At 68.1% G+C, this 13,099-nt stretch carries 7 protein-coding genes and 1 pseudogene; 4 read left to right on the top strand and 4 right to left on the bottom strand.

Features of this window, described 5'->3' with window-relative positions; all coding sequences use genetic code 11:
- Positions 1-115: 115 nt before the first annotated feature.
- The 3 genes from ABIE67_RS14240 to ABIE67_RS14230 all read right to left on the bottom strand — a co-directional run bounded on the left by ABIE67_RS14240 (position 116) and on the right by ABIE67_RS14230 (position 2,939).
- Complete coding sequence (locus tag ABIE67_RS14240; protein WP_370256861.1) at positions 116-751, bottom strand: dihydrofolate reductase family protein; 636 nt, start codon at positions 749-751, stop codon at positions 116-118.
- 98 nt (positions 752-849) lie between these two features.
- The gene (locus ABIE67_RS14235; protein ID WP_370268584.1) at positions 850-2,307 is read right to left on the bottom strand and encodes a carbohydrate-binding module family 20 domain-containing protein; all 1,458 of its coding nucleotides are present in this window, start codon (positions 2,305-2,307) and stop codon (positions 850-852) included.
- Positions 2,308-2,402: 95 nt separating this feature from the next.
- The gene (locus ABIE67_RS14230) at positions 2,403-2,939 is read right to left on the bottom strand and encodes an alpha-amylase family glycosyl hydrolase (protein WP_370256860.1); all 537 of its coding nucleotides are present in this window, start codon (positions 2,937-2,939) and stop codon (positions 2,403-2,405) included.
- A gap of 233 nt (positions 2,940-3,172) precedes the next feature.
- On the opposite strand from ABIE67_RS14230, the gene ABIE67_RS14225 reads away from it, so the two are divergent.
- Positions 3,173-4,600 carry an alpha-amylase family protein gene (locus tag ABIE67_RS14225; protein ID WP_370256859.1) on the top strand — a complete coding sequence of 476 codons (1,428 nt, stop codon included), beginning with the start codon at positions 3,173-3,175 and terminating at the stop codon, positions 4,598-4,600.
- A 32-nt stretch (positions 4,601-4,632) separates the two neighbouring features.
- Here the strand turns inward: ABIE67_RS14225 and ABIE67_RS14220 are convergent, their stop codons facing one another.
- Positions 4,633-4,956 carry a hypothetical protein gene (locus tag ABIE67_RS14220; protein ID WP_370256858.1) on the bottom strand — a complete coding sequence of 108 codons (324 nt, stop codon included), beginning with the start codon at positions 4,954-4,956 and terminating at the stop codon, positions 4,633-4,635.
- A 129-nt stretch (positions 4,957-5,085) separates the two neighbouring features.
- Between ABIE67_RS14220 and ABIE67_RS14215 the strand changes: the two genes are divergently transcribed.
- The 3 genes and pseudogenes from ABIE67_RS14215 to pulA all read left to right on the top strand — a co-directional run bounded on the left by ABIE67_RS14215 (position 5,086) and on the right by pulA (position 13,088).
- On the top strand, positions 5,086-6,486 hold the full coding sequence (locus tag ABIE67_RS14215) for a glycoside hydrolase (RefSeq protein ID WP_370256857.1): 1,401 nt from the start codon (positions 5,086-5,088) through the stop codon (positions 6,484-6,486).
- A gap of 77 nt (positions 6,487-6,563) precedes the next feature.
- Positions 6,564-7,541: pseudogene (locus tag ABIE67_RS14210) on the top strand (non-reducing end alpha-L-arabinofuranosidase family hydrolase); the annotation flags it as partial.
- 132 nt (positions 7,542-7,673) lie between these two features.
- On the top strand, positions 7,674-13,088 hold the full coding sequence (gene pulA, locus ABIE67_RS14205; RefSeq protein WP_370256856.1) for a pullulanase-type alpha-1,6-glucosidase: 5,415 nt from the start codon (positions 7,674-7,676) through the stop codon (positions 13,086-13,088).
- Positions 13,089-13,099: the final 11 nt, after the last annotated feature.

Below are 13,099 nucleotides of genomic sequence, written 5' to 3'. Positions count from 1 at the left end.
GCTCGAAGCACGCTTCGCCCAGCTCGCGCGGGGGTGGGTGGCCCCACATCACCGCCGCCGGGGCCGCCTTCCTCGCCGCCGCCGGGCCTGCCCTTCGGGCTGATGGCGGGAATGGTCAGACAGGCCCGGACAGCACGCGGTAGGTCACGTGCGTGACCAGGCTCGCCGGGCGGGACCTCACCTGTTCCAGGTTCAGCGGGGGGACGCCCTCGAACAGCCGCGTGCCGGCGCCGAGTGTGAGCGGCACGATGTGCAGCCGCAGCTCGTCGATCAGTCCGGCGGAGAGGTACTGGTTGATGGTGGTGGCGCCGCCGTGGATCGCGACATCGCCGTCGCCCGCCGCCTCGCGTGCCTGTGCCAGTGCCGACGCGATTCCGTCGGTGACGAAGAGGAACGTCGTGCCGCCGTCCATCGGCTGCGGCTCGCGCGGGTGGTGGGTGAGCACGAACACCGGCGCGTGGAACGGCGGATTGTCGCCCCACCAGCCGTTCCACCGCCGATCCCGATCCCAGGGGCCCCGCACGGGGCCGAACATGTTGCGCCCCATGATGAACGCCCTGGCGGCGGCGATCTGGTCGATCTCGGCCCGGTTCTCGTCGGGGGTCTCGAACATCCAGGCGTGCAGCTTGTCGCCCGAACCGTCGCCGCCGTCGTCGCCGAACGGGCGTTCCTCGGTCTGGTTGAGCCCGGCCGAGTACCCGTCGGCCGAGATCGTGATGTCGCAGGTCACCCTGCCCGTTCGGTCGGTCATCGCCCTCTCCTCCGCAAGCCCGGCAGGAAACAGACATAGCATGACGCAAGGGTCGGCGGGGTCAGGCAGGGCAGTGGCCGGCGGTTACGGACGCGAGGTCACTTCCAGGTGCCGCTCGTCGTGTAGCCCGACGCGCTGCCCGTCGTGTACGAGCGGTTGGTGCCGGACTCCCAGGTCACGTTGCCGGAGCCGTCCTTCTTGATGAACTTGTACTCGAAGGTCGTGCTCTTCGGGACGATCACCGGCTTGCTCCACGTCGGGTACGACGCCGACGACAGCGGGATGGCGTCGGCCGGGTTCCAGGAGCCGAGGGAGGCGAGGGAACCGACGACGTACACGTTCGTGCCGAAGGCGGTCGTGGCGGTGACGTTGAAGGTGACGTCGGTGGCGTCGGCGTTCGCCACGTTCCAGGAGTTCTGGAAGCCCACGGCCGAAGTCGCCGTCGTCGCCGAGCGGTTGGCGTTGGACTCCCAGGTGATGTTCCCGGCGGCGTCCTTCTTCACGTACTTGAAGTCGAACGACGTGTTGACCGGCATGCTCACCGCACCCGCCCAGACCGGATACCCGGACGACGACAGCTTCACCGCCTTGGCCGTGTCCCAGCCGCCCAGCGCCGCGATCGAGCCGACCACGTGGACGTCCTGCCCGCTCGTGGTCGGCGCGTACGCGTTGAAGGTGGCCGTCACCGTCGAGGTGCCGTCGTCCGGCTCCTCGCAGGAGGTGTCGCAGGGAGTGAACTCGCCGTCGTAGAAGGCGATTGCGCCCTTCGAGGGGAGGGTGAGGGTGGCATTGCCGCCGGAGACCGTCACCGTCGTCGCGCCGTTGTCGACGACGTTCGCGTACGTGCCGTCGGCCATCCCCCTCACGAAGGTGTACGTCGCCGCCGACGAGCCGTTGTTGATCGCGACGTATCCGGCCGTCCCGCGCCCGAAGCCGATCACGCTCGACGACTTCGTCGACCAGTTGGCCACCGCCTCCGAACCCACCGCGTTGTGCCACTTCACCATGCCGGTGACGGCGGCGTCGCGCTGCGGGCAGTACCAGCCGCCGGAGCAGTTCGTGTCCGTCACGAAGCCGTTCGAGTTCGGCGGGGCCTGGTCGGACGACGAGAACTCGAAGCCCGAGTAGACCGTCGGGGTCGACCACTCGTAGGCGAGCTGGAAGACGTTGGCGAGCTGGTAGGTGTCGCCGTCCTTGTAGCTCATGTGCAGGCCGTTGCGCTCGGTGTCGTGGTTGGTCACGAAGGACACCGAGTTCGCCGGGGGCAGCACGCCCGAGGACGGCAGCGACTCCAGGTCGCTCACATTCCCCTGGAACGCCGACTTCACCCTGCTCGCGTACGTGAAGTCCAGGACGTCGCCCGCCGAGTAGTAGTCGGAGGCCGGCGGCGCCGAGCCCGGGTACACCTCCTGGAAGATGTACGGCTCCGCACCCGCCGTCGTGTTGTCCAGTTTCGCCCAGATCGCGTTGAGGTCGGCGACCGGCATGTGCTTGGCCGCGTCGATCCGGAAGCCGTCGACGCCGAGCGCGATCTGCTCGTTGAGGTAGGCCGCGATGCCCGAGCGGACGTCGTCGTCCTCGGTCTCCAGGTCGGGCAGGCCCAGTAGTTCGCAGTTCTGGATCTCGGTGAGGTTCGACCAGTCGTCGATGATCAGGTCCGGGTCCGGGTCCGGGCACTCGGCGGACGTGTGGAAGTCGTCCGGTCCCAGTCGGGGGTGTCGTACTTGTTGGTGAGCGTCGTGCCGTTGTAGCCGGTGCCGGTCTGGGCGGCGGTGTGGTTGATCACCGCGTCCGTGTATACCTTCACGCCCGCGTCATGGCAGGCGTCCACCATCGACGCGAACCGCGCCGACGTCCCGAAGCGGCCGTTCAGGTCGTACGAGTAGGGCTGGTAGACGTCCCACCAGTAGTAGTCGGTCTGCTTCAACGACTCCGCCGGCGGTGCGACCCACACGGCGCCGTAGCCGTTCGGGCCGAGCACGTCCGTGCACTCGGCGGCTACCGAGTCCCAGTTGTAGGACCAGAGGTTGGCGATCACATCGCCCGAGGCCGTGGCGTCCGCCCGCGCGGGCGTGGCGGGCAGGGCCAGCGCCCCGGCCAGCGCGAGTGCGCCGGTGGCGAAGGCGCTCACGGTGCGGCCGAGGGCGCCGCGGGGTCCGACGCCGAGCGGTTGGGGTCTGCTGGTCATGTGCGGCTCCCGAAGGCACGAGTCGAGCAGAGGCCAGGGACACAACTCCTCGTGAGCGTGGGGCAGTTGAGAAGGGCACGTCAAGGCCGGTAGTGAAAGTGCTTGCTATGAGTTTCAATACTCTTGCTGTAAACCTTTCGTTAGCGGTACGTTCGCGCCGACGCCCGGCAACGAAGCCGCGCCGCGGCGCAGGGGGGACCCGAACTGAGCCGCAATCGCAAGGAGTTCAGCCTGTGATACCGAGAAGCTCGGCGCCCCCGAAGCGCCACCGCAAGCACCGTCGCACTGCTCCCGCAGCCGCCCTCACCGCACTTGCCGCGGCCGCGGCCGCAGCCCTCGTGTTCCCCGGCGGCAGCGCGTCCGCCTCCCCGCCCGGCACCAAGGACGTCACCGCGGTGATGTTCGAGTGGAACTTCGCCTCGGTCGCCAAGGAGTGCACCAACACCCTCGGCCCCGCCGGCTACGGCTACGTCCAGGTCTCCCCGCCCCAGGAGCACATCCAGGGCGCGCAGTGGTGGACCTCGTACCAGCCCGTCGGCTACAAGATCGCAGGGCGCCTCGGTGACGCCACCGCCTTCCGGAACATGGTGAACACCTGCCACAACGCGGGTGTGAAGGTCGTCGTCGACACCGTCATCAACCACATGTCCGCGGGCAGCGGCACCGGCACCGGCGGCTCGTCGTACACGAAGTACGACTACCCCGGCCTGTACTCCTCGGCCGACATGAACGACTGCACGGCCACGATCAGCGACTACACCAACCGCACCAACGTCCAGAACTGTGAACTCGTCGGCCTCGCCGACCTGGACACCGGCGAGGAGTACGTCCGCGCCACCATCGCCGGCTACATGAACACCCTGCTCGGCTACGGCGTCGACGGCTTCCGCGTCGACGCGGCCAAGCACATGCCGGCGGCCGACCTCGCCAACATCAAGTCCCGCCTGAGCAACCCGTCGGTCTACTGGAAGCAGGAGGTCATCTACGGCAGCGGAGAGGCCGTCCAGCCCACCGAGTACACGGGCAACGGGGACGTGCAGGAGTTCCGGTACGCCTACGACCTCAAGCGGGTCTTCAGCAACGAGAACCTGGCGTACCTGAAGAACTACGGCGAGGGCTGGGGCTACATGAACAGCTCGGTCTCCGGTGTCTTCGTCGACAACCACGACACCGAACGCAACGGCTCCACGCTCAACTACAAGGACGGCGCGAACTACACCCTGGCCAACGTCTTCATGCTGGCCTACCCGTACGGCGCCCCGGACATCAACTCCGGGTACGAGTGGTCCGACACGGACGCCGGTCCGCCCAACGGGGGCACGGTCAACGCCTGCTGGCAGGACGGCTGGAAGTGCCAGCACGCCTGGCCGGAGATCCTCCGCATGGTCGCCTTCCGCAACGCCACCCGCGGCGAGTCGGTCACCAACTGGTGGGACAACGGGGGCGACGCGATCGCGTTCGGGCGGGGCAGCAAGGGCTACGTCGCCATCAACCACGAGTCGAGCAGCCTGAGCCGCACGTACCAGACGTCCCTCGCGGCCGGCACGTACTGCAACGTGCAGAACAACACGACGGTGACCGTGAACTCCAGCGGTCAGTTCACCGCCACCCTCGGCTCCAACACCGCCCTCGCGATCTACGCCGGCAAGTCGAGCTGCTGAGCTCCCGCGCCCCTCGGAGACGGCCACCCCGGTCACGGCTGAACACGCCGGCGCAGGGGTGGCCGTCCGAGTATCTCGATGTACATGATCCGGCCGTCCACGACGTCGAGGATCAGATCGCCCGACGAGGGCAGCAGCGGCACGCAGCGATGGCCCGGACCGTACGGCTGTCCCGGCGGCCGGTCCGTCGTCCGGATGCTCTGGCAGAAGTCGCCGCGGCAGCCGCACTCGCCGACCAGACGGACATCCCGTACGCAGATGGCCAGCCAGTGTTCCCCCTCCTCCGCCAGGAGGGTGGCCAGTTCGTCGACGAGCTCCGGGAAGACGTCGCGAACGAGCGGTGGTTCCTGCTCCATGCGAGGACGGTAGCCAGGGGAGCCGCGTGTGGCGATCGGTTATCCGCGGCGCGGGCAGGGTTGACGTGTTCAGAACATCGTCCTACGTTCCGCCCTATGAATGGGAGCGCTCCCACCATGGGGCGGATCATGACACGCAGACTCAGAAACTGGACGCTGACATCGCTGTCGGTGCTGCTGACGGCAGCCGGCTTCACCGCGGCGGGCACCCCGAACGCCTACGCGGCCACGACGGCCACCGTCAACGGCTCCACCACCTACCAGCCCATCGACGGCTTCGGCTTCTCCGAGCACTTCGGACGGGCCGACATCATGCGCGGCTCGCAGGGCTTACCGGCGGCCAAGCAGCGCGAGATCCTCGACCTCCTCCTCAACCGCACCACCGGCGCCGGCCTCAGCATCCTGCGCCTCGGCATCGACTCCGGCATCCAGCCGACCGACCCCGGTGGCCCGAACGCGACCCCGCAGTACGTGTGGGACGGCGTCGACAAGGGGCAGGTGTGGCTGGCCAAGGAGGCCAGGGCGTACGGCGTGAACCGCTTCTACGCCGACGCCTGGACGGCCCCCGGGTACATGAAGACGAACGGCAGCGACGCCAACGGCGGCACCCTGTGCGGACTCGCCGGTGCCACCTGCGCGAGCGGCGACTGGCGCAGGGCGTACGCGAACTTCCTCGTGCAGTACGCGCGGTTCTACGCCCAGGAGGGCATCGGCGTCACCGACCTCGGCTTCACCAACGAGCCCGACTGGACGGCGACGTACGACTCCATGCGGCTCACTCCCGCCCAGGCGACGGAGTTCGTGAAGGTCCTCGGGCCGGTCGCGAATGCGGCCGGGTACAAGGTGGCCTGCTGCGATTCCTTCGGCTGGAACCAGCAGAAGGCCTACACGAGCGCGATCGAGGCCGACGCGACGGCCCGTAACTACGTCGCCACCCACACCGGCCACACCTACGCGAGCCCGGTCGACGGCCCGCTGCCGACCCGGAAGCGCACCTGGATGTCGGAGTGGTCGCCCAACGGCACGACCTGGAACGAGAACTGGGACGACGGCAGCGGCTATGACGGCTTCACGGTCGCCTCGGCGGTCCACGACGCGCTCACCAAGGGCAACACCAGTGGCTATGTGTACTGGTACGGCGCCTCGGTCGGCGCCACCCGCGGTCTGATCCAGATGGACGGGGCGAACTACCACGTCTCCAAGCGGCTGTGGGCGCTCGCCAACTACAGCCGCTTCATCCGCCCCGGGGCCACTCGCATCGCCGCCACCACCCCCGACGCCAACCTCCGGCTGTCGGCCTTCCGCAACACCGACGGCACGCTGACCGTCGTGGCGCTCAACGCGGGCACCAGCGCCCAGCAGGTGTCGTACAGCCTGCAGAACACCGGGATCAGCGCCGGGACCGCGACTCCGTATCTCACCAACGGGTCGAACAGCATGGCCCGGCAGTCGGCCGTGGCCGTCAGCGGGGGAGCGCTGACCGCGACGGTTCCCGCACGCTCGCTCGTCACCTACACCGTCAAGCGATAGGAGCCGTCGTGCGTGTCATGAGAATGCTCGCGATCCTGGCCGGTGCCTTCGGTCTCCTGCTCGGATTCGCGGCCTCCCCCTCGGCCGCGGCCCTGCCGAGCAGCTTCCAGTGGCGGTCCAGCGGGCCGCTGATCTCCGCGAAGTCGGACGCCACCCACAGCATTGCCGCCATCAAGGATCCGTCGGTCGTGTACTCGGGCGGGCGGTGGCATGTGTTCGCGTCGACGGCGAGCACCAGCGGCTCGTACAACATGGTGTACCTGAGCTTCACCGACTGGTCGCAGGCCGCCAACGCCCAGCAGTACTACCTCGACCAGACGGCGATCGGTGCCGGGTACAAGGCGGCTCCGCAAGTCTTCTACTTCGCGCCGCAGGGGCTCTGGTACCTCGTGTACCAGACCGGGGACAACGCGGCGTACTCCACCACCACGAACATCTCCAACCCGGCGTCGTGGAGCGCGCCGAGGAAGTTCTACGCGGACGGGATGCCGCAGATCATCCGGGACAACATCGGCAGCGGCTACTGGGTCGACTTCTGGACCATCTGCGGCACGGTGAACTGCTACCTGTTCTCCTCCGACGACAACGGCCACCTGTACCGCTCGCGGACCAGCATCGCGAACTTCCCGAACGGCTTCACCGACACGGTCATCGTGATGCAGGACTCCAACAAGTACGCGTTGTGGGAGGCGGCCAACGTCTACAAGCTCTCCGACTCCCAGACCTATCTGCTGCTCGTCGAGGCGATCGGGAGCAACGGCAAGCGCTACTTCAGGTCCTGGACGACGAACAGCCTCACCGGCACTTGGACCCCGCTCGCGAACACCGAGGCCAATCCCTTCGCGCGCTCGACCAACGTCACCTTCGACGGCACCGCGTGGACCCAGGACATCAGTCACGGTGAGATGGTCCGGGCCGGCGTCGATCAGACCCTGACCATCAACCCATGCCGGATGCAGTACCTGTACCAGGGTCTGGACCCGGCCGCCTCGGGCCCCTACAACACCCTGCCCTGGAAGCTCGGGCTGCTGACGCAGACCAACTCCAACTGCTGAGGGATCTGCTGAGAGATCAGTTGAAAGTTCTTTCCGTTACTTTCAGGACTCTTGCTGTAAGTGTTACGGCGGCGATACGGTCGCGCGGGGTCGGACCCATGTAGAGCCGTCGTCACCGCAAGGAGTCCATCTGTGATACCGAGATGGCCGTCGCCGTCGAGGCGCCGTACCACCCACGTTGGACGGGTCGCCGCGGTCACCGTGACCGCGCTGGCCGCAGCGCTCGTCCAGCCTCTCGCGGCGCAGGCGGACACTCCGCCCCCGCCCCCTTCCGACGCCAAGCTCGCCTCGGCGCCCGCCCGGCACGACTCCACGCGCGAGCAGTTCTACTTCGTGCTCCCGGACCGTTTCGCCAACGGTGACACCTCCAACGACAAGGGCGGCCTGACCGGCTCGCGCCTCGCCACCGGCTACGACCCCACCGACAAGGGCTTCTACCAGGGCGGCGACCTCAAGGGCCTGACCAAGCGGCTCGACTACATCAAGGGCCTCGGCACCACCTCCATCTGGATGGCCCCGATCTTCAAGAACCAGCCCGTGCAGGGGACGGGGAGCAACGCCTCCGCCGGCTACCACGGTTACTGGATCACCGACTTCACCCAGGTCGACCCGCACTTCGGAACCAATCAGGACCTGGAGAACCTCATCTCCAAGGCCCATTCCAAGGGCATGAAGGTCTTCTTCGACGTCATCACCAACCACACGGCCGATGTCGTCGACTACGAGGAGAAGTCCTACGACTATCTCTCCAAGGGCGCGTTCCCGTATCTGACCAAGGACGGCGAGCCCTTCGACGACTCCGACTACGCGGGCACGGGCGACTTTCCCGAGGTCGACGAGGACTCCTTCGCGCGCACCCCGAAGGTCACCAAGAACAACAAGGTTCCGTCGTGGCTCAACGACCCGACGATGTACCACGACCGAGGCGACTCCACCTTCGCCGGTGAGAGCTCCACGCATGGCGACTTCGGCGGCCTGGACGACCTGTGGACCGAGCGTCCCGAGGTCGTCAGCGGCATGGAGAAGATCTACCAGCGGTGGGTCAGGGACTTCGACATCGACGGCTTCCGCATCGACACCGTGAAGCACGTCAACATGGAGTTCTGGACCCAGTGGGCCACGGCCCTCGACTCCTACGCGGCCAAGAAGGGCCGCGACGACTTCTTCATGTTCGGCGAGGTCTACTCCGCCGACACGAACGTCACCGCCCCGTACGTCACCCAGGGCCGCCTCGACGCCACCCTCGACTTCCCCTTCCAGGAGGCGGCACGGCAGTACGCCTCCCAGGGCGGCAGCGCACAGAAGCTGGCCTCGGTCTTCGGTGACGACTACAAGTACACGACCGGCAAGGCCAACGCCTACGAGCAGGTCACCTTCCTCGGCAACCACGACATGGGCCGCATCGGGTACTTCCTGAACCAGGACAACCCGAAGGCCACCGACGCCGAGCTGCTCAAGAAGGACAAGCTCGCCAACGAGCTGATGTTCCTCAGCCGCGGCAACCCGGTCGTCTACTACGGCGACGAGCAGGGCTTCACCGGCGCCGGCGGCGACAAGGACGCCCGCCAGACGCTCTTCGCGTCCAGGACCGCCGACTACCTCGACGACGACCAGCTCGGCACCGAGCGCACCCACGCGAGCGACGCCTACGACCCGAACGCCCCGCTCTACCGGCAGATCAGCGCCCTCTCCAAGCTCCGCAAGGCCAACCCGGCCCTCGCCGACGGCATCCAGACCGAGCGCTACGCCGCCGACGGCCCCGGCATCTACGCCTTCTCCCGCACCGACGCCAGGACCGGCACCGAGTACGTCGTCGCCTTCAACAACGCCGAAGACGCCAAGTCGGCGACGTTCGCGACCGGTTCGGCGCGCATGACGTACAAGGGGATCCACGGCGTCGACGGCTCCGCGACGAGCGACGCCGACAGGAAGCTCACCGTCACCGTCCCGGCCGGCTCGGCGATCGTCCTCAAGGCGGCCGGCAAGCCCGCCAAGCCCGCCGCCAAGCCTTCGATCACCCTCAAGGCCCCGGCCGAGGGCGCCACCGGCACGGTGGAGATCGGCGCCGGCGTCGACGGCGGACAGCTCAACCGCGTCGTCTTCGCCGCGCAGGTGGGCAACGGCAAGTGGCGGACCCTGGGCTCCGCCGACCACGCCCCGTACAAGGTCACGCAGGCCCTCGGGAAGGACGTACCGGCCGGCACCGCCCTGCGCTACAAGGCGGTCGTCATCGACTCGGCCGGCCGCACCGCGAGCGCGACGGCGGCGAGCACCACCGGCACCCCGCCCGCCCCCGAGACCCCCTCCGCCTCCTCCCGTGACTACGCGATCGTCCACTACAAGCGCACCGACGGCGACTACGCGAACTGGGGCCTGTACGCCTGGGGCGACCTCGCCGACGGCGAGTCCACCGAATGGCCGGCCAGCCACCCCTTCGTCGGCCGTGACGCCTACGGCGCCTTCGCCTACGTCAAGCTGAAGCCGGGTGCCTCGAACGTCGGCTTCCTCGTCATCGACAAGGACGGCAACAAGGACGTCTCCGCCGACCGCGCGATCGACGTCACCAAGACCGGCGAGGTCTGGATCGAGCAGGGCAAGACGGACGTACGCACTGAGAAGCCGGCGGCCGACTACCCGGCCCCGGACAAGACCAAGGCCGTCCTGCACTACCAGCGCCCCGACGGCGACTACGACGGCTGGGGCCTGCACGTCTGGACGGGTGCCGCGAACCCCACCGACTGGTCGAACCCCATCAAGCCGGTCAAGACTGACAGCTATGGTGCGGTTTTCGAGGTACCGCTCACCGACGGTGCCACCAGCCTCAGCTACATCCTCCACAAGGGCGACGAGAAGGACCTGCCCACCGACCAGTCGCTCGACCTCACGGCGAACGGCCATGAGGTGTGGCTGTTGAGCGGCCAGGAGAAGTACCTGCTCCCGCAGCCCGCGGGCGCCGCGGCCGCGCTCGACCTGACCACCTCCAAGGCGATCTGGATCGACCGGAACACGGTCGCCTGGGACGGCGCCGAGACCGCCGCCTCCACCCAGCTGCTGTACTCGCGCGACGGCTCGATCGAGGTCAAGGACGGCGCGCTGACCAGCGACGACGAGCGCTGGCTCCGACTGTCCAAGACCTCCCTCACCGACGCCCAGAAGGCCAGGTTCCCGCATCTGAAGGACTACGCCGCCTGGTCCGTCGACCCGCGCGACCGCGACCGGGTCCGCGAGGCCCTGCGCGGTCAGCTCGTCGCCTCCCAGCGGGCCGCCAACGGTGCCGTGCTGGCCGCGACCGGCGTGCAGATCGCCGGCGTACTCGACGACCTGTATCCCGGCGCGACGAAGGCCGACCTCGGGCCGACCTTCGACAAGGGCCGTCCGACGCTCGCCGTCTGGGCCCCGACGGCCCAGTCGGTCAAGCTGGAGATCGGTGACTCCACCGCGGCCACCGTCGCCATGAAGCGGAACGACACCACCGGCGTCTGGTCCGTCACCGGCCCGGGGTCCTGGAAGAACAAGCCCTACCGGTACGTCGTCCAGGTCTGGGCGCCCAGCGTCCGCAAGGTCGTCACCAACAAGGTCACCGACCCCTATGCCGTCGCGCTCACCGCGAACTCCGAGCGCAGCCTGGTCGTCGACCTCGCCGACCGGTCCCTGGCGCCGAGCGGCTGGTCCTCGTACACCAAGCCCAAGGCCGTACCGCTGAAGGACGCCCAGATCCAGGAGCTGCACATCCGGGACTTCTCGGTGGCGGACAAGACGGTGCCCGCCAAGGACCGGGGCACCTACCTCGCCTTCACCGACAAGGCCGGCGACGGCTCCCGGCACCTGAGGAAGCTGGCGGAGGCGGGCACGTCGTACGTCCATCTCCTGCCCGCCTTCGACATCGCCACCATCCCCGAGAAGAAGTCCGAGCAGGCGACCACCGACTGCGACCTCGCCTCCTTCCCGGCCGACTCCGACAAGCAGCAGGAGTGCGTGGCGAAGATCGCCGCGAAGGACGCCTTCAACTGGGGCTACGACCCGTACCACTACACGGTCCCCGAGGGTTCGTACGCCAGCGACCCGGACGGCACCGCGCGTACCGTCGAGTTCCGCAGGATGGTCAAGGCCCTCAACGACGACGGCCTGCGGGTCGTGATGGACGTCGTCTACAACCACACGGCGGCCAGCGGCCAGGCCGACACCTCCGTCCTCGACCGGATCGTCCCCGGCTACTACCAGCGGCTCCTCGCCGACGGCTCGGTCGCCAACAGCACCTGCTGCTCCAACACGGCCACCGAGAACGCCATGATGGGCAAGCTGGTCGTCGACTCGATCGTCACCTGGGCCAAGGAGTACAAGGTCGACGGCTTCCGCTTCGACCTCATGGGCCACCACCCGAAGGCCAATATCCTGGCGGTCCGCAAGGCCCTGGACGAGCTGACCCTCGCCAAGGACGGCGTCGACGGCAAGAAGATCATCCTGTACGGCGAGGGCTGGAACTTCGGCGAGATCGCCGACGACGCCCGGTTCGTCCAGGCCACGCAGAAGAACATGGCCGGCACCGGCATCGCGACCTTCTCCGACCGCGCGCGAGACGCCGTACGCGGCGGCGGGCCCTTCGACGAGGACCCCGGCGTCCAGGGCTTCGCGTCCGGGCTGTACACCGACCCCAACTCCTCGAAGAGCAACGGAACTTCGGATGAGCAGAAGGCTCGCCTGCTGCACTACCAGGACCTGATCAAGGTCGGCCTGTCCGGCAACCTCGCCGACTACCGCTTCACCGACACCGGCGGCAAGGAGGTCAAGGGCTCCGAGGTCGACTACAACGACGCACCCGCCGGCTACGCGGCCGCCCCGGGCGACGCCCTCGCCTACGCCGACGCGCACGACAACGAGTCGCTCTTCGACGCCCTCGCCTTCAAGCTGCCCACCTCGGTGAGCGCCGCCGGCCGCGCCCGGATGCAGGTCCTCGCCATGGCCACGGCGACCCTGTCGCAGGGCCCGGCGCTGTCCCAGGCCGGCACCGACCTGCTGCGCTCCAAGTCCCTGGACCGCAACTCCTACGACAGCGGCGACTGGTTCAACGCCATCCACTGGAACTGCGCCGACGGCAACGGCTTCGGACGGGGGCTGCCGCCGGCGGCCGACAACGCGTCCAAGTGGCCCTACGCCAAGCCGCTGTTGAACACCGTCAAGGTCGGGTGCGAGCAGATCGACGGCGCCTCGGCGGCGTACCAGGACCTGTTGCGGATCCGTACGACGGAGAGCGTGTTCTCCCTCGACACGGCCGGCCAGGTGCAGTCGAAGCTCTCCTTCCCGCTGTCCGGTGAGGAGGAGACGCCCGGCGTGATCACCATGCGCCTCGGTGACCTCGTCGTCGTCTTCAACGCGACGCCCCAGAAGCAGGAGCAGCGGATCGCCTCGCTGGCCGGCGAGGGCTATCGGCTGCATCCCACGCAGGCGTCGGGCGCGGACTCTATCGTCAAGTCCTCGTCCTTCGAGAGGGAATCGGGCACGTTCGCCGTTCCGGGGCGTACTGTCGCCGTCTTCACACGGACGCTCTGATTCCGCACTAA

The sequence above is a fragment of the Streptomyces sp. V4I8 genome, assembly GCF_041261225.1.
In the GTDB taxonomy this organism is placed as follows: Bacteria; Actinomycetota; Actinomycetes; order Streptomycetales; family Streptomycetaceae; genus Streptomyces.
This window is presented reverse-complemented; position numbering and strand designations above follow the sequence as displayed.

Coding starts and splice junctions, on each gene's coding strand:
- ABIE67_RS14220 (WP_370256858.1), bottom strand. CDS start 4,956: ATGGAGCAGGAACCACCGCTCGTTCGCGACGTCTTCCCGGAGCTCGTC.
- ABIE67_RS14215 (WP_370256857.1), top strand. CDS start 5,086: ATGACACGCAGACTCAGAAACTGGACGCTGACATCGCTGTCGGTGCTG.
- ABIE67_RS14230 (WP_370256860.1), bottom strand. CDS start 2,939: ATGACCAGCAGACCCCAACCGCTCGGCGTCGGACCCCGCGGCGCCCTC.
- ABIE67_RS14240 (WP_370256861.1), bottom strand. CDS start 751: ATGACCGACCGAACGGGCAGGGTGACCTGCGACATCACGATCTCGGCC.